This is a genomic window from Flavivirga eckloniae, assembly GCF_002886045.1.
GTDB classification, from domain to species: Bacteria; Bacteroidota; Bacteroidia; order Flavobacteriales; family Flavobacteriaceae; genus Flavivirga; species Flavivirga eckloniae.
Genome location: NZ_CP025791.1, coordinates 5,634,089 through 5,658,813, shown reverse-complemented (window position 1 = coordinate 5,658,813; position 24,725 = coordinate 5,634,089). Strand labels below are relative to the sequence as shown.

Annotated in this window: 20 protein-coding genes; 8 read left to right on the top strand and 12 right to left on the bottom strand. The window is 33.3% G+C overall.

Annotated elements, in window-relative coordinates:
* Window positions 1-16: 16 nt before the first annotated feature.
* The 5 genes from C1H87_RS23200 (at window position 17) to C1H87_RS23180 (ending at window position 7,418) form a co-directional block, all read left to right on the top strand.
* Window positions 17-2,776 (top strand): TonB-dependent receptor, encoded by a 2,760-nt coding sequence (locus C1H87_RS23200; RefSeq protein ID WP_102758110.1) that lies wholly within the window; start codon window positions 17-19, stop codon window positions 2,774-2,776.
* Window positions 2,777-2,791: 15 nt separating this feature from the next.
* A complete protein-coding gene (locus tag C1H87_RS23195) occupies window positions 2,792-4,003 on the top strand; it encodes a DUF4249 domain-containing protein (protein WP_102758109.1) in 1,212 nt (403 codons plus the stop codon).
* Window positions 4,004-4,015: 12 nt separating this feature from the next.
* On the top strand, window positions 4,016-5,776 hold the full coding sequence (locus tag C1H87_RS23190; RefSeq protein WP_102758108.1) for a hypothetical protein: 1,761 nt from the start codon (window positions 4,016-4,018) through the stop codon (window positions 5,774-5,776).
* Window positions 5,777-5,878: 102 nt separating this feature from the next.
* Window positions 5,879-6,829 (top strand): bifunctional helix-turn-helix transcriptional regulator/GNAT family N-acetyltransferase, encoded by a 951-nt coding sequence (locus tag C1H87_RS23700; protein WP_158655344.1) that lies wholly within the window; start codon window positions 5,879-5,881, stop codon window positions 6,827-6,829.
* A gap of 163 nt (window positions 6,830-6,992) precedes the next feature.
* Entirely contained in the window at window positions 6,993-7,418 is a 426-nt protein-coding gene (locus C1H87_RS23180) for a lipocalin-like domain-containing protein (RefSeq protein WP_102758107.1), read from the top strand.
* A 364-nt stretch (window positions 7,419-7,782) separates the two neighbouring features.
* Here C1H87_RS23180 and C1H87_RS23170 read toward each other — a convergent pair whose 3' ends face one another.
* The 8 genes from C1H87_RS23170 to C1H87_RS23790 all read right to left on the bottom strand — a co-directional run bounded on the left by C1H87_RS23170 (window position 7,783) and on the right by C1H87_RS23790 (window position 17,896).
* Entirely contained in the window at window positions 7,783-9,519 is a 1,737-nt protein-coding gene (locus C1H87_RS23170; protein ID WP_102758105.1) for a hypothetical protein, read from the bottom strand.
* Between the two features lie 167 nt (window positions 9,520-9,686).
* Complete coding sequence (locus tag C1H87_RS23165) at window positions 9,687-10,217, bottom strand: hypothetical protein (RefSeq protein ID WP_102758104.1); 531 nt, start codon at window positions 10,215-10,217, stop codon at window positions 9,687-9,689.
* Between the two features lie 268 nt (window positions 10,218-10,485).
* Complete coding sequence (locus C1H87_RS23160; RefSeq protein WP_102758103.1) at window positions 10,486-11,724, bottom strand: DUF6638 family protein; 1,239 nt, start codon at window positions 11,722-11,724, stop codon at window positions 10,486-10,488.
* Between the two features lie 76 nt (window positions 11,725-11,800).
* Entirely contained in the window at window positions 11,801-12,403 is a 603-nt protein-coding gene (locus C1H87_RS23155; protein WP_102758102.1) for an NUDIX domain-containing protein, read from the bottom strand.
* The gene (locus tag C1H87_RS23150; protein WP_102758101.1) at window positions 12,393-14,357 is read right to left on the bottom strand and encodes an AAA family ATPase; all 1,965 of its coding nucleotides are present in this window, start codon (window positions 14,355-14,357) and stop codon (window positions 12,393-12,395) included. Before C1H87_RS23150 ends, C1H87_RS23155 begins: the two co-directional genes overlap by 11 nt.
* 509 nt (window positions 14,358-14,866) lie before the next feature.
* A complete protein-coding gene (locus C1H87_RS23145) occupies window positions 14,867-15,916 on the bottom strand; it encodes a hypothetical protein (RefSeq protein ID WP_102758100.1) in 1,050 nt (349 codons plus the stop codon).
* 318 nt (window positions 15,917-16,234) lie between these two features.
* Window positions 16,235-17,584 carry a microtubule-binding protein gene (locus tag C1H87_RS23140; RefSeq protein ID WP_102758099.1) on the bottom strand — a complete coding sequence of 450 codons (1,350 nt, stop codon included), beginning with the start codon at window positions 17,582-17,584 and terminating at the stop codon, window positions 16,235-16,237.
* 174 nt (window positions 17,585-17,758) lie between these two features.
* Window positions 17,759-17,896, bottom strand: a complete 138-nt coding sequence (locus C1H87_RS23790; protein ID WP_102758098.1) for an AraC family transcriptional regulator — start codon at window positions 17,894-17,896, stop codon at window positions 17,759-17,761.
* Between the two features lie 294 nt (window positions 17,897-18,190).
* Between C1H87_RS23790 and C1H87_RS23130 the strand changes: the two genes are divergently transcribed.
* Window positions 18,191-18,385: a hypothetical protein gene (locus tag C1H87_RS23130; protein WP_233783266.1), complete on the top strand. Its 195-nt coding sequence runs from the start codon at window positions 18,191-18,193 to the stop codon at window positions 18,383-18,385.
* 64 nt (window positions 18,386-18,449) lie between these two features.
* On the opposite strand, the gene C1H87_RS23125 is transcribed toward C1H87_RS23130, so the two are convergent.
* On the bottom strand, window positions 18,450-19,667 hold the full coding sequence (locus tag C1H87_RS23125) for a serine hydrolase domain-containing protein (protein WP_199769319.1): 1,218 nt from the start codon (window positions 19,665-19,667) through the stop codon (window positions 18,450-18,452).
* Window positions 19,668-19,901: 234 nt separating this feature from the next.
* Between C1H87_RS23125 and C1H87_RS23120 the strand changes: the two genes are divergently transcribed.
* Window positions 19,902-20,876 carry a sensor histidine kinase gene (locus C1H87_RS23120; protein ID WP_158655343.1) on the top strand — a complete coding sequence of 325 codons (975 nt, stop codon included), beginning with the start codon at window positions 19,902-19,904 and terminating at the stop codon, window positions 20,874-20,876.
* Between the two features lie 19 nt (window positions 20,877-20,895).
* Window positions 20,896-21,585 carry a LytR/AlgR family response regulator transcription factor gene (locus C1H87_RS23115; protein WP_102758094.1) on the top strand — a complete coding sequence of 230 codons (690 nt, stop codon included), beginning with the start codon at window positions 20,896-20,898 and terminating at the stop codon, window positions 21,583-21,585.
* A gap of 152 nt (window positions 21,586-21,737) precedes the next feature.
* On the opposite strand, the gene ettA is transcribed toward C1H87_RS23115, so the two are convergent.
* The 3 genes from ettA to C1H87_RS23100 all read right to left on the bottom strand — a co-directional run bounded on the left by ettA (window position 21,738) and on the right by C1H87_RS23100 (window position 24,587).
* Complete coding sequence (gene ettA, locus C1H87_RS23110) at window positions 21,738-23,429, bottom strand: energy-dependent translational throttle protein EttA (RefSeq protein ID WP_102758093.1); 1,692 nt, start codon at window positions 23,427-23,429, stop codon at window positions 21,738-21,740.
* A 72-nt stretch (window positions 23,430-23,501) separates the two neighbouring features.
* Entirely contained in the window at window positions 23,502-23,684 is a 183-nt protein-coding gene (locus tag C1H87_RS23105) for a CAL67264 family membrane protein (RefSeq protein WP_102758092.1), read from the bottom strand.
* Between the two features lie 183 nt (window positions 23,685-23,867).
* Window positions 23,868-24,587, bottom strand: a complete 720-nt coding sequence (locus C1H87_RS23100) for a pirin family protein (protein ID WP_102758091.1) — start codon at window positions 24,585-24,587, stop codon at window positions 23,868-23,870.
* Window positions 24,588-24,725: the final 138 nt, after the last annotated feature.

The window sequence follows — 24,725 nt, the reverse complement described above, 5'->3', positions numbered from 1 at the left end:
AGTACATCTAGCTCCAATGAAACATGCTCTTATCATCTTACTATGCGTTCTTAGTTTTAACTTTAATTTTTCACAAGAAGAAAATGATCAAAAAATTTCATTACAATATGAAAACGTAAAAAAAATTGATGTAATTAAGCGTATTGAAAGTTTAACTGATTATCGTTTTCTCTTTCTTGAAGAATGGATAGATGATATACCTATTTCTGTACAATATTCTAATGTTTCTATAAGATTAGTATTAGATGACATCTTCAAATTGACAGATATTAATTATTACATAAAGTCTGACAATAATATTATTTTAACAAAAAATAGTTTAATCAATAGTAAACTCCCTAAAGACTATTTCAATAATACAAAGACAAATTCCTATTCTGAAAACCATCCATCACCAATATTATATACCAACCCTACTTTATCTGAAAATGATATTGATCAAACAATAAAAATTGGAAAAGAAAATAATAGGTTAAAACAATCAACGTATGTTTTATCTGGGTATGTAAAAAACATCACAACAAATAGACCGATTGCAAATTTAGTAATCGTTACTGCAGATAAAAAGATAAACACCCAAACAGACGAAAAAGGTTATTATTCGATAGAATTACCTTATGGGGTTAATATTATTGAAACAAAAGGTTTAGGACTTTCAGATTCTAAAAAAAGAATCATAATGTACAGTAATGGTAAGTTTAATTTCAACTTAAGTGACGACATTGAACTTTTAGACGAAGTGGTTATAGAAGCAAATAAAGATAAAAACGTTAAAGAGGCTTTAACTGGCGTTTTGCAGATAAAAGCCAAAGAAATAAAGACCATTCCTCTTGTTTTAGGGGAACGTGATATATTAAAAATAGCCACGACACTTCCTGGTATAAAAACAGCGGGAGAAGGTTCTTCTGGTTATAATGTTAGAGGTGGTAAAGAAGACCAGAATCTAATACTATTAGATAATGGTGTACTTTATAATCCAACCCACTTTTTTGGGATTTTCTCTGCGTTAAACCCTTTTACATCAGGTGATGTTAATATTTACAAGGGCAATATACCAAGTGAGTTTGGTGGTAGACTATCCTCCGTTTTTGATATCAAAACTAAAAATGGTAATACGGAAAAGTTTTCGGGAGAAGCCTCTATTGGTCCTGTAACTAGTAACATTACAATAGAAACACCTGTAATTAAAAACAAATCTTCTTTGATGGTTGGTGCTAGAGGAACTTACTCTCAATGGATTTTAAGATCATTAGATGACGAATCGCTAAAAAATAGTAAAGCTTCATTTTATGATTTTGTTGGGAAATATAGACATAAAATAAATGATAAAAATTCAATAGAAGCTACTGGTTACTACAGCAAAGATGCTTTTAGTATTACATCTGATTCTTTATTTGGTTACAGTAATAGACTCATGTCTCTTAAATGGGATCATACGTTTAACGATAAGAATATAGGTAATTTTATCGTCTCCAATAGTGAATATAGATTTAATATAGAACACAATAGTAACCTCGATAAAAACTTCGATCTTGGTTATCGAGTAAACGAAACCGAATTTAAAATAAGAATGAAGTACCTTATGAACAAAAAATATAAGTTCGATTATGGTATTTCCAGTAAACTATATTCAATAAACCCCGGAAGTATAGACCCTAAAGGATCTGAATCCATTGTTCAAGCTATAGAAATTCCTAAAGAAAGAGCTTTGGAATCTGCTTTGTATCTTTCTGGTAATTTTGAATTAAGCAATAAACTTTTGCTTAATTTAGGAGTACGCTATTCTATGTATGCTGCACTTGGAGAGGCTGAACAACGCATCTATCAGGATAATTCGCCTCGAAATGTTGGTTCTTTAATAGAAACTCAAGAATTTGATAAAAATGAAATTATAAAAACCTATGGAGGTCCCGAATTTAGAATGTCTGCAAGATATTTTTTAGATCCAAGTTTATCAATAAAAGGAGGTTTCAATACAACATATCAATATATTCATAATTTAACTAATAACACTACAGTATCTCCTACAGATACCTGGAGACTATCCGATATAAACATTAAACCCCAGCAAGCCAGCCAATTCTCTTTAGGTATTTATAAAAATTTAAATGAAAACCTTTATGAACTTAGTGTAGAAGGGTATTATAAAAAGTCTAAAAACATTCTTGACTACAAGGTTGGTGCAGATTTAATATTAAATCAAACCATTGAAACAGAAGTCCTACAAGGAGAAGGTAAAGCCTATGGTATCGAATTTTTAATAAGAAAGACTAAAGGAAAGCTAAATGGTTGGTTAGGATATACCTATTCCAGATCTTTTATTAAGTTAGCAAGTGAGTTTGCTGAAGAACAAGTTAATAATGGTAATTTCTTTGCTTCAAATTTTGATAAACCTCATGATATAAGCCTTGTTGCAAACTATAAATTAACAAGACGTTTTAGCTTTTCCTCTAATTTTACTTATCAAACAGGCCGACCTGTAACATTTCCAACTGGGAGTTATATTTTAAATGGTGTTGAACGTGTTTTATATAGTGATCGTAATAAATTTAGAATTCCTGACTATTATAGATTAGATCTTGGACTAAATATTGAGGGAAATCATAAAATAAAAAAACTGGCTCATAGCTTTTGGAATATTTCTGTTTATAATGTACTGGGAAGAAATAACCCTTATTCTGTATTCTTTGTAACAGAAAATGGCAATATCCAAGCTTATCAAAGTTCCATTTTTGCTATTCCAGTACCAACAATAACCTACAACTTAAAGTTTTAGTTAGTATACAATATTATGAAAAAAACAAAACGCCATATTATTTATCTAATTCTTGTAAATGTTATATTTAACAGTTGTGTAGAACCTATTAATATCGATAACAGTAGTACATCTGAAGATGTTATAGTTATAGAAGCTATAATAACAAATGAACTTAAACGTCATGAAATAAAAATATCAAAAACGTTTGAACTAAACCAAGACGGCCCCTCTCCAGAAAGCAATGCAGAAGTTAAGATTATTGATGCTTCACAAAACGTATATAATTTCAATGAGGATACACCTGGTAAATATATTTCTACATCAGAATTTGCAGCTACGCCTAATAATACCTATCAGTTATCCATAACTACTAGCAAAGGCGATTCGTATACCTCAAACCCATTAACTTTAACAAACGAAACTCAAATAGAGGATGTGAATTATACAGCAGAGACTAATGAGAACGGAACTTTGGGAGTTAGCATATTTGTAAACAGTTTTGATCCCCTAGGAAATTCTAAATATTATCGTTACGAATATGAAGAAACATATAAGATAATAGCTCCATACTGGTCTAACCTTGATGCTATTCTTACATCTGCTACAACATTTTATACTGCCCAAAAAACTAAAGAAGAAAGAGTATGCTACAATAGTTTATCTTCTACAGGTATTATACAAACAGAAACCACCAAGCTTTCCGAAGATCGTGTAACACAAAAACTAGTTAGGTTTATACCTGCAAATGATTTTATTATTACCCACAGATACAGCATTTTGGTAAAACAATATGTTCAATCATTAGAATCGTATACTTATTTTAAGACACTTAATGAGTTATCAGGTTCCGAAAGCTTACTTTCACAAAACCAGCCTGGCTTTATTAGTAGCAACATCGTTTCAGTTAATAATCCTAACCAAAAAGTACTAGGTTTTTTTGATGTATCATCGGTTTCCAGCAAAAGAATATTTTTTAATTTTCGAGATCTTTTTCCATTTCCCGAAAAACGTCCTGCCCATATAGTACCCTGCGAACTTTTAGCTCCTCGTGTTAACGCAACAAATGGCAATTCTTTAGTTGAAATTATTCGGGAAGGAAGGCTTAAATATTACACATTGAATGGCGAACCACCTTTCGAGCCTCCACTTATTCCCGATGGAGGTCCTTATGTTATGGTCATTCCAAAATGTGGAGACTGTACAACACTTGGAAGTAATGTAGTTCCTGACTTTTGGGTAGAATAATTCATATATAAAATGCAAAAATATTTTTCAATAATAATAATCCTCTTTTTTAGCAATATCGGCTTAATTAGTGGGCAAGCTTTACTCGATAAAGACCAGGCAATTATCTATAACAAGATGCCTCAAGAACAAATATTTATACATTACAATGCATCTCTTTTATTTTCTGGAGATCATTTGTTTTATAAAATTTATAATATTAATTCTCAAACAAAAAAACTAAGTACCTTAAGCAAAATTGCCTATGTTGAATTAATTGGGGTCGATAAAAAGTTTGTTTTTAAACATAAAATTAATTTAGAATCTGGGTTAGGACAAGGTGATTTCTTTATACCATCATCTGTTCCTTCTGGTAATTATAAATTAATAGCCTATACGCAATGGATGAAAAATGTTGGAAATCATTATTTTTTCCAAGGCAATGTTAGTATTATTAATCCCTTTTTGAAAAACCAACCCCCTACTGCAGAGGCAAAAATACTTGATTCTATTTCAAACAGAATACAATACTCTAATGAAATCAAAGCAAATAAAACTAACAGATTTATTGGTTTAAATATAAATACAAAGCATTTTTCTAAAAGGGAAAAGGTTATCTTAAAAATTAGCACTTTATTAGATCAAGCTTCGTTTGGAAATTATTCTATCTCCGTAAGAAAAATAGATTCTATATTACTTCCTAAGCGACCTAGTGCTAATGCATATGAGCATGTATTTTCTAATACTAAAAAATCGAAAATACCATCAAATAAAAAATCTATTTATCTGCCAGAACTTCGAGGAGAATTAATTAGTGGTACTGTTTTAACCAAAGACACTAAAGAGCATGTGCTTTTTAAAAAAGTAAGTTTATCCATTACTGGTAAAAATCCTGTCTTTAAATTATCAACTACCAATAACTCTGGAAAGTTTTATTTTAATTTAGATACCCCTTATGAGGTATTTAACGCCAATCTACATGTTATGGATAGTGACTCAGAAAAATATAAAATTGTATTAGATCGGTATCCTTCTCCAAATTATGATAAACTCATATTTAGTGATTTTAAAATTAGTTCCGAAATGGAAAAGCTAATATTAGAGCACAGTATAAATAATCAAATTGAAAACGCCTATTACAGTGTAAAAAAACATAATGTAAAGCAGCAAGATAGCATATTGCCATTTTATAAAGGACATGAGATCATTTATAATCTGGATGACTATAAGCGATTTAAAAGTGTTGAAGAAACTATTGTCGAGATAATTAATAACGTTTGGATTGAGGAAAAAAAAGGAGTAAAACAATTTAGATTGAGAAATAAATATCATGATAGCAAGGATTTACCAATTTTAATTATTGTAGATGGACTTTTAACTCTAAATCATGATGATTTAATCAATTATGACGCAAGAAAAATTAAAAGTATCAGTATTGTTAATAAAAAGTATCAGTATGGAAGTGGTATTTTTAGAGGAATTATTTCTGTAGAAACTATAAATGCAGATTTTAAGAATACTATTTCAACTAAGTATACAAAAAGTATTAACCTAATTAAACCTTTGAATAGTAAGGATTACTTTGTTCAGAAGTATAATGATACAGAGTCATTAAAACGTATTCCAGACTATAGGAGTCAATTGTTATGGGAACCTAATTTCAATATAAATCAAAAGGAAAGTATCGTTACCTTTTATACTTCAGATTATATTGGAAACTATGAGATTAACATAGAGGGTTTTACTAAAAACGGTATTCCAGTTTCTCTAAAAGAGATTATAAACGTACGATAAAACGAATGCAACTCTCCTAACCCATTTAAAAATGCCATTTTATTTTAGAATATATAATAATTATTATACATTTGTATAAGCACTTATATAAATAACAATATTATGGATGCATTAAGAGGTTATGGAGAATTAGGACTAGGTTCGAGACTTAAAAGAGTGAGTGAATACATGATGAAAGAAACTCAAGTGGTTTACGATCATTTTAATGTAGATTTCGACCCCTATCTATTCCCTATATTTAAAATAATAGTTAATAAAAACGGGGTAACAAATTCTGAAATACAAAACGCTTTACAGTTTACACAACCTGCAATAACTCAAGCCATTAATAAACTAAACGACAAAGGTTTAATTATCTACCAATCAGATAAATTAGATAAACGAAAAAAAATTATTTCCTTATCAGAAAAGGGAAATCAGATACTATTAAAGTTAAAACCCATCTGGAAAAGTATTGATAAAGTTATTAAGGAATATACTTTAGAGAGTTCTTCTTCTTTAATAGAACATTTAAATATTTTAGAAAACAAACTTAACACTAAAAGTTTTAGTAGTACTATTATAAATAATGTAAAAATGAATACAACAAAAGCACTAGAAATTATTTCTTTTGATAAACAATATGCTAAATATTTCTATGAACTAAATGTGGAATGGTTAAAAATATTCTTTTATGTAGAGCCTTACGATGAAGAAGTTTTAAGTAAACCAGAACAATATATCATAGATAAAGGAGGCCATATCTTTTTTGCAAAACTAAATGATCAAATAGTTGGAACGGTCGCTTTAATGCCTATTGGCAATAATGGTCTTTTTGAATTAACAAAAATGGCTGTTTCCCCCAAGCATCGGGGTCATAAAATTGGGCAACAACTCATGCAGCATTGTATTGATTATGCCAAAGGAATGGGATTACCTAAACTAGTTCTCTATTCTAATACTAAGCTAGAGAATGCCATTTATATCTACAGAAAATATGGATTTATTGAAAAACCTTTGGAGATTGACACACCTTATAAACGAAGTGATATTAAAATGGAATTGGTGTTTTGAGCCTTTCTTTAATATTCAAAATTTAGCTCGAGTTGATTTTAATATTAATTTCCAAAATTAAAAACATCGATTAAGAACATAAAAATGCGATTAAACACTTTTTGATTGTTACTGTTAGAATCTTATTTCTTTTATTTGTAGAAATTTAAACCCCAAATAAAAAATGAAAACCTTAAAACTTACATTACTAACAATTATTACAGCTTGTTTAACTTTTTCATGTAATAGTGATGATGATTCGCCAGCAAAAAGCAATGCAGAATTAATCATTGGGACATGGAAATGGACTGAAGGAACTCAGGATGGTGTTGCCGAAACACTAACAGAATGCGATTTATTAGATACACTTACTTTTACTGATACACAGATATCTTACGCATCTCATGAAGAAGGAACTGCTCCATGTGCAACGGCTAATACATTTAGTGATACATACACTATTGATGGTAATATTATAACTTCTGATATAGAAATAGCTCTTACTAAGACTTATGAAATAATTACGCTTAATTCAACAACATTGGTATTAAAGTTTGAAGAAACTGAGAATAACGAGACTAACATATATACAAATACGTTTGTAAAATAATATAGTAATCCATAAATAATGAGAAAGCCGTTTAAATAAAAATTTAAACGGTTTTTTATTTTCTCTTAATAATAAATTGAATTAATTCATAAAATAATAAAATGAACTAAAGAGAATCAAAAAAAGAATGAAGAACAATAAATAATCTTTTAATCTGTCTTTTTTAAGGTTACTCCTTATGCCTGCTTTTAACCTTTCAAGTTCTGACGTTCTTAAGTTTGGAGAATTAAATTCAAGCTTTTTTCCATGTCTTTTGTTGAGTAGTTTCTTTTTATCAAACTTACTACTGGCTTTATCTTTTCGATCTCTGCGCCTATTAGCTATCTCTTTAAAAAGTTGATGTCCCGCACCTCCAAACATACCTTTAATTAATAGCTTTTAATGAATCAATTTGTTTCTGCAATCTTTCAATTTCTGCAGTATTTTTATTATCCTGAATTCTTGTACTGAGCGTAGTCGAAGTTTGTTTTAGTATCTCATCATCAGAAATTACCTTGATAGAATCTTTTACAGTTTCAACTATATCAATCTCTTTTGTCTCTTCTACAAAATAATACCCAATACCTTCACTGGCTCTCCACGCTTCATTCAACTGGTCGTAAACTGTTTTATTCCATTGGCTTGGATGTTTTACATCAATCCAAACTACATCTCTATATTCGCTATCAATCAATGCTAAATCCGGGGTAGCAGAACCATCAAATTTATCGGAACCTTCTCTTACGGCAGATATTGTGCCTAAAAAGAACATACGCTTTCTACCCGCAATATCTTTTATATACGGTCTAAACTCAACTGGTTTATTTACCGACCAGTCAAACTCCTTACGAGATTCAATCACCTTTAAAGGCATGGCAGAAACCCCTGCATACCCTTGTTTTTTAGATGCATGGTCGTAATAATAAATCTTATCGGTACCATCTGCTGGTATAAAAACGCTAAAGGTTAAACTGGTACGCTCATCCCCTACCGGCTCTAAACCAAACCAGTGGTACAACCCACTATATGCATCAGAATTCGTATCGGAAAAATCAAAGTCTGTTACAAACGGTTGCTCATTTTGATCGTCTGGCAAATCAGGTATTTTCACAGCAGTTTCCATATTCCACGGCAACGGATCGCTAAACCCACCTAAAAACTTTAATGACTCGGCTTGTAAACGCGATATACTTTCTGCCAGTGTATTTTGTCGTGTGAGATATGGATGATTCTGCATCTCTTCCGGTCTTATATAAGTGCCTTTACCTATTAAAATACGTTCAATATAATCACCAAAATCGTGTTCGCCATTATCAATAACCATCACCCCTCCAAAGGTTGGATAGGGAAACAAAAAACCTTTCCATTTAATTAAACTAACCACTTCTACCCATTGCCCTGTATCATTTTTCATATAATAGGTATCACTGGGCTCCATGGTGAATAATTGAAAGAAATTGAAACGCTGTACTACGGCGTTATAGGTGTTTCTACTAAACTTTAAAGACTCGCCTATGGAAAAGGTTACTGGAATTCTATTCTCACTGGAAAACCTTGGAAACGGCGTGGTACTGGATACCGAAAACACTTCTTCTGTATTATCTGTTATACCTTGCCACACATATTTCTCTGTGGGTTGAATAGCCATAGTCCATTTGTTCTCATCTCCTACTCTTACCAAATGCGGCAAAGAAACATCCTTAGTTTCTCCAACACTTTCGTTTGCCATAGAAAACACATTTCTTAAGGGCTGTATTCTTTCGTTTTGTGTTAAGGGCAGTTCGTTAATCTGAACCCTGTTTAGATTATTAAACACATTATAGGTTTTCATATAATCATACATCCTAAAGTGCCAACCAACAACATATAAGATTGCAAAGAAACCAATTAATAATCCTAGAATACCTATACGAGCTCCAGTGCTTGCAGATCTCCTGAATTTACGTAATCCAAAAAACAAAGCAATGGTGCTTAGTAAAATGATGAAAATGAATTTTCTAACGAATAACAATGCTGGTTGATAATCGTCTCGTAAAATGAATAATAAGATGAGTAAGATTAAACCAATAATTATTACTCTAATCTTTTGACGTTTCCCCCTGTTCCAGTAATTTTTGATCATATTTTCTTATGGTTATTACAAATTACACTTTTAGTGTGATGTGGTAATCTGTTTGTTCTTTTAGTTTCAATATAAAGATGCTTCGACAAGCTCAGCATGACATTTTAGTTCACAATCTTCATTTTATTTGCAAATAACTGAGACTAAACACTGCGACTGTCAACTGCTCACTTAAGATACCCCTTATCCTTCAAACGCTCTCTGGCACTCTTTTTTTCCTCTTCAGGTGCTTCCTTTTTTCCCTCAACATCTTCTACTTCTTCAACGTCAGCATCTTTTGTTTTTAAATCATCAATGATCTCTTTTCCCTTTTCTATTGTATCATGTACGATATCTTCTAAAGAATCACTTTTTTCTTCTATAACTTCACCCGATTTAAATACAAAGTTAGCCAAATAAGTACCAGCCAATGTACCCACAATCATGGAAGCAAATATTGAAATAGTTGCAAGATCTATGGGAATTAAAAAACGAACGATAACAATACCTATTAAAAACAGAAACCCAATAAAAATCAATCGGACTAAAAATGTTTGTTGATACACAAAACCTTTTTTATCAGTAGGTTTCATTTGTAGTTCCTTCGAATTAAAAACCTTATTAAAGAATCGATACAGACCATTACCACGAGATTCCCTCCAATATAGAAAAGCTCCGAAAAAGATTGCTGCTATGAAAATTATTAATTCTAGTCCCATGTTGTTAGAGTTTTAAGGATTGAGTTAGATGCTTGAAGCTTGAAGCTCGAAGTTAGGAGTTGGAAGCCTGAAGTTCTTACTCATATATCCATTAATTATTTTAGTCGCTCTCCTCCTTTTTAAGGAGGAGTGGCTTTTGATTCCCAAAAAATCAAAAGACGAGGTGGTTTTCCCTTCCGTCTTTAATTCTTTAAGAGAATTAAAGCCACCTTCCCTTAAAAAGGGAAGGAACTTATTAATTATTATACTTTATATAATTAGTATACAATTACCCAATATTGTTACTAATCGTTGCTATAACCCAATCTTTAAGCGAATCATCCCATGACTCAAAGCTAGTGTAAAAATCTTCTTTATCGTACCAGTACCAATATAACACATCTTTAGGTGATACGTTTACCAACAGTTTCCATATTAAATCCTGATGCTTTGCTTCTAAAGAAGAATGTGGTTTGTGTAAGGCTTCAAACAATTTTGAATCTACAATATCTGCTATTTTGTATTGATTGCTTGTTTCCAATTTTTCTAAATAACGTTCAACACTCATTACCTTTTTACGCGATTCAATATCTAATTTATTAAGATACCTCTTATATAGAATAGGATTATCTAAAATATCTTTAACAGGGTGCTCTGGTTTTTCCAGATATTGAGTTATCTCGAATTTTTTAATACGCTCGTAACGATCTGTTTTTATTGTTTCTTCCAAATCGTAATCTATAATAATATGATCGCGCAATTTAGCCATTAATTCTGGTTGATGAATATGATATATCAACACCTCATAATTCGTATCTTTAATAGCTTCTTTATGTGAGTTTTCATCCTCAAAAACCAATATTGGACTTATAAAATCACGTAATACGTATACCCCACCAAAAGCTCTGGTATAAAAAGAACTCACCGAAAAATCTATAGCTGGCATTTCTAAATCCCTTGCTCGTAAGTCTCCGTAAGTTTTAGCTGAATTCAATAATTCCAAATGAATACTTTCATTTATAAAATTATGGTCTTTTTTGAACTTATTTATGAGCTCCAGTTGTTCTTTTTGTTGATGATATAGATTATTCATCAAGTGAAAATTAATGTGTATGGTATTATATTTTAACACATCTAAAGGTTCATAAAAAGCATCAATTTTTTGATCGAAATCCAGGCAAATGGCAGAATCTCTGGTGATGTCATTAATTTTTTCTTCGTAAGTCTTAAAAACGTATTGCATCATATCCCGATCGAAGGTATGGAAAGGCACATACACCGGTTTTCCTTTTTGAAGGGGAGAAATTATAATGCCATGCGCATTGGCATCACCATTGTTTAAATAATGTGTTTCGTTTTTTTCTTCTGCAATCTCCGGACTCCACCCAATACCATCTATATGAAATGTTTCTAACTTTGTTTCTGTAAATCCAAGTTTTAGCAGACATTTGTTATAACGTTCCACCAGCTTTCCACTAACCGGAATGAGTTCGCTTCTGTATAAATTGGCTTCTTTTAATTTTTGCATTCTTATTTTAAATGAAAGGCATTAGTGAAAAGGTAAAAGCTGTGTTATTTACCTCATATCTTCTTATGCCATTTACCTAATGACTTATCTCTTCTAATTCAATCAATCTATTAATTATAGCATACTGCAACAATACAATAGTCCTAGTATCCACAATTTCTCCTTTATATAGCATATCAACCACCTCTCTAAAAGGCAGTTCCAATACTTCAATGTCTTCATGTTCGCTATCTAATCCGCCACCATTATTTACTTTCATATCATCGGTGTATTCACCAATAAAGAAATGCATCTTTTCGGTCATTACGCCAGGTGATGAATAGGCTTCGTATACTTTTTTTACTTCTTTTATTCTATACCCTACTTCTTCTTCGGTTTCTCTTATAATACAAGCTTTGGGGTTATCTTTATCAAGCATACCGGCACAAATTTCAACTAAAAACCCATCTGTATTATCATTCATATATGTAGGCATCCTAAACTGTTTTGTTAGGATAACGGTTTGTTTCTCTTTATTATAAAGCAGTATTCCAGCTCCGTCTCCTCGATCATAAACCTCTCTGGCTTGCGTAACCCAACGTCCATCTTTCATTAAATAATCGAAAGTTAACTTTTTGAGGATATAATAATTATCTGAAAGCAGCTTGCTTGCTATATTCTTTATACGATTAGTTGTCATTTTCAAAACTGCTTCTAGCTTCTCTTTCTATGTTTAATTGATTTACTCTGGCATCTACTTTTCGCTTAAAATCGGTGTCTGCTATGGTTGCTACGTTATCTAAATAACGGACCACTTCCTGACGTCTGATCTCTGAAAAATCCAATCCTTTCATATTGGCACGCATTAATTCCTGAAGCATGTTATACTTGGTATCGTAATCCTGTTTAAAATAAATATCTGGGTTTTCGAACCAGTCTTCTTCTAAATCAAAATCTGTTAATCGTAATGATACGGCACTTTGAATGTTCCTAACATCTCGTGATGAAAAGAATGGAAAAGCTTCTTGCATGTCTTTGTAAAGGTTCGCATAGAATAAGTGCTGATTGCTTTTAAATTGTTTTTCTACTTTATCATAGATGTCATGTACACGCTCTTCGGTTGGTTTTTTAATCTCATTAAGAATTTCTCCCATGTTTTTAGCCAATCCCTGATCTTGCAAATAGCTATAGTTTTCAGGTCCTTCCATGTTTACAAAATCCGGCATGGTATCATCCAATTTACGCCACCATAAATGATCCTGATCTAAAAAATCGTGTTCTGTTCTGGCTCCGTCAATCTTGAATCGTCCCTGAACACGTGAAATCACAGCTTTATCAAGCATTTCGGGTAGGTTGGTAAATAACCCTATGGAACTGTTTCCGTAGTTTACTGCATAGGCACCTTCTGTATAACGTAAAAACACGCCTATAACTTCTTTTACACCTGCCGAAACGCCTTGTGCTGTTCGCTCCTGCAGGTTGTTTTCTGCATCATCAATAGGTGCAAAAATTAATTTTGAAGGGTCTTGCAATGGTTTCATCCACTCCACCATTTTTTCTGCTGAACCACCCTGAAAAGTACTTATTAGCGTATCTGGCATGGGGTGAAATAAAAACGGAATATCTAAAGTATCGCAATGCTCCTTAAGCCGTGTTGCTATAGCTGCTATGAGCATACTCTTTCCTGTTCCCGGTATACCATAGCCCATGAAAACCGGCATAAAACCACCTAATTCCTGAAACGGGTTCTTTTTAGCCGTAAAATCGTAACTCAGCATACGTTCGGTTAAACGACGTGCAAAGTGCTTGGCATCCCGATTCCCTACAATTTGTTCAAACTTAATTTTATTGAACTCAACACTTTTGGCTGCACCTTGAAATACATTGCTCCAACCAGATACAGCAAATTCGGAGTTTTCCAGTTTATAGGTTCTATCTTCTATAGTTTCGGTGTATTCTAAAGAACTTTTTCTTTGCTGAATTTCGTCAATTAGCGATTCAAAATAAACCACCGTAAAGTTTATAACATCTTTATCGGATTTTACAATCTCCGGATGCGCTAAATACTTATCGTAATAGAACAAACTGCATGAAATTCCTTTTAATGGCGATAACAGAGATACCTCTGGGATACCTGCAAATTTCTGTTTCATCACGCTTAAATCATCAGATGCATAAGACTTTAGGTCATTTAATATTTTGTATGCCATAGCAAATAGCATAAATGCTGTGGCTGTATGCATTTTGCTCTCAAACTCCCGTTTTCCGTCGGTGTTTAAGGCTGTTTTGTTTTCGTTTAAACTCGATAAGCCCGATGCATCGTAGTAACTATCTTTAATCCAAATACCTAATGTAATACCTTCCTGAACGGCATAAAGTGTTTGATTTAAGTAAATAGGAATGGCTATAGAATCTGGTAATAGCCGCTTTTTTAATGCCAGAATAGTTTTTGATACTGAAGTGATTTCTAACGCATTACTACCATTATTTGCCCGAGATAGATACAGTAAAATAGATTCGTCCTTTGCATCTTTATCTCTGTTTTTTGCACGCTGCCCTTGTTCCCATTGTATACTTTTTAAATAGGAAGAAGCTTCATCTCGCAGCATGTCGAGTTCGGTTAGTTTTATGGGGAATGTTGAGTTGTGTTCCATTTTTGTTTTAGTAGTCAGTGTTCAGCCTCAGTTTGCAGTGCTTACTGTTGCTGTTAATGCTCTGACTTTAATTATTTTAAAATATTATATATCGTTTACTATTAGTGTTCAGTGTTCAATATGTAGTAAACAGTATTCGGTAGACAGTACTTACTCATACTTTATATGTTTTGGGTATTATACTTTTATTTACAGATAAGTATACTTAATTTACATACTAGTAAGTTTTTATGTTTTCGAATTACTTTTTTCATCCCTATAGCTGTTCACTAAAAACTAATTACTATTACTTTAAACTTTTGATTACATATTCTTTTATTTACAAATAATTATATGTTATTTACTTAATAATAAACTTGAATGTTTTTAAATTACTTATTGTTTATCTACAACTGTTCACTGTCTTCAGAATATTGAACACAGCTTACTAATTATTTTCTTCATTATAAATTTCAATCATCACCCTCTAAACACTGCAAACTGAGACTGAACACTGCTCACTAAATACGTCATTTCAATCCAGCCAATTCAATAGGTTGTTTCGCCAAATCGTTCATAATCTCAGGGGTTTTATTATGTAATAATTGGATAATTCGGTGTGGAGCAAACACATATTTTCGTTTAAATGCGTCATTCCACTTTTGCAATATCTGCTTCGAAAAAAATCCGCCTTCTTTAAATTCGCTACCAGAGGCTACTTCATCTATTTCCAGAGAAAAAGCATAAGATTCCAAGGGAATTTCTTTTTTCCCAATACCCTCTAAAATAGCATGTGTTATACTGTTTTCATCTTTTGCAAACACATTGTGTAATGGCCCTAAATCAATTCTTCTTATTAGCTTTGGAAATACTTTTGGTAATTTTCTATCTATCGCATAAGCCATGGTATCCAGATTCATCTTTCTATCGGCTGTAGATTTTAGTGCCTCATAAATCTCATCTCTATATTCACCAACTTTAGAGCCGTCGTAATTAAAGTACATAAAGCAGATAAATGGTCGGTTATGAGCTACATCAAAAAATCCCCAACTAACAAGATAATCCCCTTCAAATTCTTTGTCTGCATCAATTATTTTTCCTTGTACAAAACGATTGAAGATATACTCCTTTTTAACTGACGAATAATAAACTATGGAAGCGGCTTGAAACAGTTTACTTCTTTTTATTGGCTGTTTCTTTCGCAAAAGCGTATCTAAAAACTCCTCTTTTAAATCGTTTATCGGTGTGAGTTTACCCAAATACTCATCTCGCAACTCCAAATCGTTAAACAAATACCTAAACTCCAAATAATTGGGGAACCCTGAATAGGTTAAATCAATCTTCATATGATCTTCTTCATCGTACATATATTTTACACGCATGGCTTCAATGGTGTATAGTAACAAATCACAATATTGCTTAAATAAAAGCACCTCCTGCTTATTGCATATACCTTGTCGTTGCACTGCTACTACAAGTTCCTTAAATGCAAAATCGATCATTTTATGATAGAAGACATATTGTTCTTTGGAATCTAGAACTGCTGAATCTAAAGGTGTTACAATGTGGTTGATGGTCATTTAATAAGTGTTCAATAATCAGTGTTCTGTCTCAGTTAGCAGTATCTTCTTTGCGTCTTAGCAGCTTTGCGAGAAAAACATGAATCATAGTTTGCTATTTTGGTATTCGGTGTTCAGTACTCAGTAAACAGTATCTTGTTTGTGGCTTCACGGCTTTGTGAAATAGTTTTCGTGTTGCAGTATTCAGTGAACAGTATATATAAAGCACTAGAATCTTTGCTACTGTGTGTGATACAGACTTTTTATCAAGTAAGAATAACACCACTACGGAACTAACAATTTCTTTTCATGAGATTCCTGCCTAAGCAGGAATGACAGTTAACCCAACAAATCTTCGTCACTGGCTTCTGGTCTTGGTTTTCCTTCTGGCTCACCGCCATCATCACCTTCAGAAGCTTTATTTGGATCGACTTTATAGTAATCTTCAAAAATCTCTTTCATATCGATACCATAACGCTCTGCAAAATTCTTTTGAATATCTGTGTCTTTAGCTCGAATTTCTTGTAAAGCTTCTGCATAACTGCTATAAACACCTTGCATCACTTTTTCGTGAACTGGGATATTATCCATCATTTCCTGACGCGCTTTGGCACTTGCGGTGTGCATCGATGCTAAAGTTTCTCCAATATGCTCATCGGTTTTTACTCCTAAGTGTTCTAAAATAGCGGCAAACTCCTGATCTGTTCTGGCTTTTAAAGCTACAACATAACCATCATAATATTTTAAACGCTCTTCGGTATCACTTTTTAATTTAGCACGGTGTGTTTGTAAATTGCTACGTAACGAGGTTAATACTTTAATGGTTAAATTATGCTTATGAACAAAGCTATCCTTACTGGCTGCCAATGTAGTATATGCATTTTTTAAACCTTCCAGTTCTTCTACTTTTTGCTCAAGACTTGTTACTTTACCAACGGCTTGGGCATAATCTGCAGATTGTTTATCGGCTATATCTTCAAGCTCTTGGCGCGCTTGTTTTAGCAATGCATAACGTTCTTCCAATTTGGCTTCTACTTCTTTCTTTTTTTCTAAAGCCTTTGTATGATTTTTGGTAGCTTCTACAATAGCGTCTTGCAGCTTATCTTCTACTTCCTTAATCTCTATCTCACGATTTTTTAATCTGCTAACAGCTGCCTGCGATTTATATGATAATTCACTTAAAAGCGTTTGCACATCTGCACTTTCTATACGTTCCTGAAACATAGCTTTTGCTTTGTTATCGGCAGAAGCACGTGTTTTTTCGGCTGCTTTAAGCTCTTCTTGAGCCTTTTTTATTTTGCTCTTTCGCCCCCATAGGTTATTCCACCAGGTGTCTGGTTTTGCTTCGGCATCTTCGAGCTCAATTTTGGCTCGATCAAGAGCTTTTTGGGCATCGTCGATTACCTTTTGTTCGGTAGCGTTAAGTGATGAAAATTTTTCGAAAATAATCCCTACTTCATCTTGATAGTCCGTTAGGTCTTTAATAGCATCTAAAAGTGTCGTTCTGTCTTTTTCTGCCATATGTACCACGTCGTCTAAAGTGGCATTTAGTATACGTTGCCTTACTTCGGGATCATCTTCCTGGGACAATTTAGATTTCATAGTGTCGATGGCTTTTCCCCAATTGACATCTACTTTCTCTGTTTTTTCGTTAGAATTAGTTTCTAATAAATCAAAATCGTCTGACATAGGTTAGATTGTTTTTAAGTTATAAATGTTAAGATAAGCAATTTAGTAAAAAACCCATAGGTAAAAGTATACCGAAGGTTACTTTTTTGAGATTTTCATTAAATTATATTACTTATATCAGATTAGTAGACATAGAAACAATTATGTTACAGTTTTACCCATCCTAAAAGCATATTATGGGCTTTGTTTTGACATACATTCCGAAGGAAGTTTTCCAAACCGCTTTTTAAAAGCTTGTGCAAAGTGTGGTAAATTACTCATTCCCAATTCATGAGCAATTTCACTAATACTGGAGCGTTCGTTGTATTCTATTAAGTTCCAAAAAACTTAGTATTTACGTTCATACTCAAATCTAATACAAAAACGTTGCTAAAAGCGGAGTTTTTTTGTTTAAAACACAATGTTTTGATTAACATCCTCTATCTAAGATAGTCGGCATTACAAAAACTTATGCTTACTAAAATGAAGGTTTATTCTGTCGTTTTATCACAATTTTTTACTAAATTGTGCTATAAATAAAATATCTTATATTTGAAGAAGTATTAATCCAAGTCGCATTACAAAACCATGGTAGTTAACTACTTACATTTAATAACCAGTCTTTTTATGAACCAATCTGACATAGTTACGTTATTAATTATTGTAGTTGTAATTTTCTCAGTTTTACTAATTCTTGGTGTGAGAAAGTCTTATAAACTTAAAAAGGAAAACGAGAGGCTAAACAAAATAGACACAAAAATGCCCGATGAAGATGAACCTTATAAAGACTTTACTGAGGGGCATATGTATGATAACAAATAAAAACGCCCACTTCTCAGCAGGCGTTGTAAATGTAGCTACGCAAATTCTATTCTTCAACCCTTCCTTAATTACTACTCATAGCTGAGCTGGAGTTTAGATCAAAAGCTGGTAAAATTCGCTCCGCAATTATTTGCAAATAATTGGTATCGTTATCATGCCCCGTAAATACAACCATCAAATCCAACTCCTCGATCAAAACGATAAACTGACCATAGCCCCCTTGTGCAGATACGGCAAAATAGCTCTTATCGCCATGTTTTAAGTTAGCACTCCACCAATAATAACCATAGCCTTGTTTAGAGACATCTTTACCTCCGTAGTGTATTTCTTCATCCCCCGTATAAAGAATCCTGCTGATAGCTTTATTGATATAGGCTTCAGGGATCAACTGTTTGCCATTCCATTTACCATTGTTTCTGGCTAAGGTGCCAATTTTAATCATATCTCGTGATGTTAGCCTGGCGCGACTTCCGGCATGTGGTAGACCATTAAAAGCAGTCGGCCAAATATAATTGGTAATACCCATTTTGTCGAGTAGTTCAGTTTTAATAAAGTCTTTGGCTGATCCGGGTACCACCGCATCAATCACTTGCATGATCAATACAGGATCGCCACTATATTGAAATGTTTGGGTGGCAGAAGTAATGGGTTCGCTATGGGTAAGCCAAGCTTGTACTTCTTTTTGTCCTTTTACCAAGTCTGGGTTTTTCTTAAATGTTTCTCGTTGCTCCTTACTAAGCCGAATACCAGAGCGCATAGTAAGTGCCTTATGCAGTGTGATTTTTTCCGCACCTACAACAAATTTTGTGGGATCGAGTTCTTTTAAAAAGCTAATCAGGGGCTTGTGGAGATCATCCATTGTTAGATATCCCAACTGAATAGCGCGGCCCAATGCCAGGCCAGTATGGGCTTTAGTGGCTGAGGCCTGTGGGTGAGGCAGATTGATACGACCGCGAGAATAATAAGATTCAAAAATCAGTTTGTCTTTGTGAGCAATAAGAAAGCTATCAAACTTTCCATGTAGACTATCACCGATTTCTTGTGCCAGTTTAAGGATCATCGCTTTATCTCCCCCATCTGCACCTAGTTTCCCCACAGGAATACCATCTTTTCTAGCCTTTGGTGAGGCATCGATAAAAGCTTTTTGCAGATCAGGAACATCCCTAAACGCACCTTTGATTTGATCGACTGTAGCTTTTGGTGCGGGATCAATTTGTTGGGCAAAACCAATATTGGAGAGTAATAAAAGCGTAAAAAGTAAGAGCCCTGTGTTTTTCATCATTTTTATCATTTATAGTTTTATTTTAGTTATACTTTCATAACAGTTTTAACTAACTGCTAATTAAAAGTATAGCATAATCCTTGTCTAATACCATAAACAGGACATACTCCACAATTAAATGACAACCTTATTTCGTCATTGATATATGTCTTTTGTAAAAAATTATGGAAATTCGTATCTGTAACTATTATTTTTACACTCCTTCTAATACAAGCATTTATGTTTAAAAAGTCTTTGAAAAATACCATACTACTTAATGTTGGAGCCTTTTTATTGGTTGCTATACTTGAAGTATTAAGTATGTGGGCAGCCAAGGATAATTTTGATACGGAATATTCCTTTTACATGCATGGGCTTAAATATACCATAATCATCATGGTGATTATTTGGATCAACCATTTTGTTTTTATCCCTTTTGTTTTAGACAAGAGATACTACTTTTTATATGGCATACTGCTAATTGGGATCATTTTTATTGGTTCTTATATAAGGGGATACGTCCACGGATGGAATACCGTTTCTAAAATGTTTTTCTTTCTTATTTATACGACCGGAACCGGTATGGCTGCTTTCTTTTTAAGAAGAAGTATGATCATCCAAAAAGAAAAAAGTGAAAAAGAAAAATTACAAAAAGAGATGGAGCTTAACTATTTAAAACAGCAAGTAAATCCCCATTTTTTGTTTAACTCATTAAATAGTATTTTTTCACTCTCCAGGCAGCAATCACCAGAAACTCCCGATCTGGTGATGCAACTCTCAGAACTAATGCGATATCAATTAGAAAGTTCTAAAAAAGATACTGTTCTGTTAAAAGAAGAGCTCGAGTTTATAGAAAATTATTTATTACTTGAAGAAAAACGGCTTAGTAAACGGTGTGATATTGAGTTTTTAATTGAAGGCGATTTGTTAAACTTAAGGATTGCCCCAATGTTACTAATCCCTTTTGTTGAAAATGCAGTTAAGCATGGCGCTCAAATTACGAATGAACAGAGTAATATTGATATTACCGTCTCCATAAATAATAGCACGCTTCATTTTTGTGTAATAAACTCTAAACCTTCTATGATTTCTGAGTCTGAAAGAAAAGGTATGGGGCTTGAAAATGTAAAAAGACGTTTAAATTTATTATATCCTAATGCTCATGTATTAGAAATTGACGATACGGAAAAAACATATTGTGTAAATTTATCTATTGACTTAACCATTTAAATACTAAAAAATACAATTCATGATTAAAATTGGCATCATAGACGATGAGGTACTGGCGCGTAAAGTGTTAGAAGATTATTGTTCTAAAATTGACAATTTTGAACTAGTATTAAGTACCGGGAACCCGCTTGAATTCATCAATTTTGCTCAACAAAATGACGTTGATCTCATTTTTCTTGATATAGAAATGCCAGAGCTTAATGGCATTGAAATTTTGAGTGCTATGATAAATCCTCCTAAAGTTATATTAACTACGGCTTATTCTGAGTACGCGTTGGAAAGTTATAATTATGGTGTGTTAGATTATTTATTGAAACCCATAAAAATTGAACGTTTTTTAAAAGCAATAAACAAAGTTTCAGCTTCAAACATCATACAAACTAAAGAACATACCGGTAACGAAGAGCTTCAAATAAAACATGATGGTATGCCTGTTAATATTTCATTTAAATCCATTCTGTATATTCAGAGTTTTGGAAATTATTTAAAAATCTTTACAGATTCAAGAATGTACCTTATCTCTGAAACGCTCATTAATATGACCTCTTTGTTATCTGAAAATTTCCAACGTACACATAAATCATACATTGCCAATTTAAACAGAGTTACAAAAGCAACCAGAACACATGTATTAATTGAGGATAAAAAAGTTCCCGTAAGTGCGATGTATAAGGTTATTGTTTTTAAGAAAATGGAAGCTTTAAGGTAGTAGTTTCTGTCCTCTTTGTTCTTCAAATAATGTTGATTAAATACTTTTACTCTAAGTCTTTAGAAAAGGGAGCAAAGAATATAGAGCATAGAGTCGATGACTTCATCATGTTCTATTCTCTATATTCTTTGCTCTTTATTCTTCGTGCTAAATTACCGCACCAATTTCTTATACTTAATTCGTTTTGGCATCAAATCACCACCAAGACGTTTCTTTTTGTTTTCTTCATAATCACTAAAGCTACCTTCAAAGAAATACACCTGAGAATCACCTTCGAAAGCCAAAATATGGGTACATATTCTATCTAAAAACCATCTGTCGTGCGATATTACTACAGCACAACCCGCAAAGTTTTCCAGACCTTCTTCTAAAGCTCGTAATGTATTCACATCAAGGTCGTTTGTTGGTTCATCCAAAAGCAACACATTGCCTTCTTCCTTCAATGTCATAGCCAAGTGCAAACGGTTTCTTTCCCCACCAGAAAGTAATTTTACTTTTTTGTTTTGTTCGTTTCCTGAGAAATTAAAACGACTTAGATAGGCTCGTGAATTCACTTGCTTTCCTCCCATCATAACCAGCTCCTGCTCATCGCTGAAGTTTTGCCAAATTGTTTTTTCTGGATCTATGTTAGAATGGCTTTGATCTACATAAGCTATTTGAGCTGTTTCACCAACTTTAAACTCGCCCTTATCCGGAGTTTCTTCTCCCATTATCATTCTAAAAATAGTGGTCTTACCAGCTCCATTTGGTCCAATAACACCAACAATTCCAGCTTGTGGTAAATTGAAGTTTAAATCGTCGTATAACAATTTATCGTCGTAACCTTTACTAACACCTGTAGCTTCAATAACGTTAGTTCCTAATCGTGGACCGTTAGGAATGTATATTTCCAGTTTTTCGTCAAGTTGTTTTTGATCTTGACTCATCAACTTATCGTAGTTCTTTAAACGTGCTTTTTGCTTGGTTTGACGCCCTTTGGCGCCTTGTCTTACCCATTCTAGCTCGCGTTCTAAGGTTTTTTGACGTTTAGAAGCGGTTTTACTTTCTTGTGCTAATCGTTTTGATTTTTGATCTAACCAAGATGAGTAGTTTCCTTTCCACGGAATACCTTCTCCTCTATCTAGTTCTAAAATCCAGCCTGCTACGTTATCTAAAAAGTATCTATCGTGTGTTACTGCGATTACTGTTCCTTTATATTGTGCTAAGTGATGCTCTAACCAGTGTACCGATTCGGCATCCAAATGGTTGGTAGGCTCATCTAATAATAATACGTCTGGTTCTTGTAAAAGTAAACGACATAAGGCTACACGACGTTTTTCTCCTCCAGAAAGCACACTAATTTTCTTATCACCATCGGGAGTACGCAAGGCATCCATGGCAATTTCCAGTTTGGTATCGAGTTCCCATGCATTGGCAGCGTCGATCTGGTCTTGAAGCTCTGCCTGACGGTTCATAAGCTTCTCCATTTTGTCCGGATCGGAATACACTTCTTCCAAACCAAACATATCGTTAATCTTGTTATACTCGTCAAGAATAGCTACGGTTTCGGCTGCGCCTTCTCGTACCACTTCCATTACGGTTTTGTTATCGTCAAGTTTTGGTTCTTGCTCTAAAAAACCAACGGAATAATCTTGTAAAAAGGTTACGTCTCCTTGATAATTTTTATCTACGCCCGCTATAATTTTTAACAATGTAGATTTACCAGAACCGTTAAGACCTAAAATTCCGATTTTAGCTCCATAGAAGAAGCTTAAATAAATATTTTTTAATACTGGTGTATTTGCTCCTTGGAATGTCTTGGTTAAACCAGACATAGAGAAAATCACTTTCTTATCGTCACTCATTTATTAGTTTATTAATTTATGATCGTTATACTTTTGGTACATTAAAAACCGCTAATTAGAAATAGGAGATTATTAAACTCTTCCTTTTAAGGCATTAAACACCCATGCATTAGCAAAGAAACCAACGCCTACAGCGGCAAAGCCCCATCCTGCTACATCATCATACCTAAAGGCTCCCAGACCAATCAGTCCGAATCCTACAAAAATCATAATCCATGTCGCCCATGCTAACACTGTGTTTTTATTCATTGCCATAATCTTTTCTATTTTGGTGGTTAATCAGAACGCAAATATCGCATATTTTTTGAAATTGCCTTGTATCAAGTCGTGAATTGGCAAAATCGGGTATATATAAATATATAAAACCGCCCTAAATAAATGATAATAAATCACTTTTCAGGGCAGCTTTATTAATTTATTTTGAATTAGTTACCTGACTTAAAATGTCATTGGAACTTCAACAATAATAACCTTAGAATTTTCATTCGAAGTTATTTTGGTTGCATCTGTACCCCATACCCCTACAGCGTCTCGGTTTTCCAGTGTGTTTCCTTCTACAGCAATACTTCCTTCAACCACGAATATATAGAGTCCATTGTTTTCATTTTTAACTGTTAACGATATAGAATTACCTGCTTCTAAATCGGTTCTGTAAATATATGCTTGCTGACTTATGGGTAACGCATCTCCTTCTAACTTATCTTTTGGAGCTACTACTGTTTGTAGTTTATTCTTTTGAGCTGACGTATCGAATTTTCTTTGCTCATAATTAGGCGTCACACCCATTTCTTCTGGTATGATCCAAAGTTGCAAAAAGTTAACGTCATCAGTTTTACTATCGTTAAACTCAGAATGTGTTAAACCTGTACCAGCACTCATTACCTGTATCTCTCCTACTTCAATGGCACGTTTATTTCCCATGCTGTCTTTGTGCGATAGTGCGCCTTTTAATGGAATAGAGATAATCTCCATGTTTTTATGCGGATGTGTTCCAAAACCCATTTCTGGTTCTACAACATCGTCGTTAAGCACACGCAGTGCTCCGAAGTTCATGCGTTCTGCATCTTGATAGCCTGCAAAACTAAATGTATGATGTGATTTTAACCAACCATGATTGGCATATCCCCTGGTGTCTGATTTATGGATTATTGTTTTCATAATATATTTATCATTCCCGTGAAGACGGGAATCTTTTTAATTGAATTTATTCTTTTAATATTTAGGTTAATACTCCTTTTGTCATGTCGAAATGAGGAACGATTGAGACATCGCATAATACTAGCTTATAATAATTTG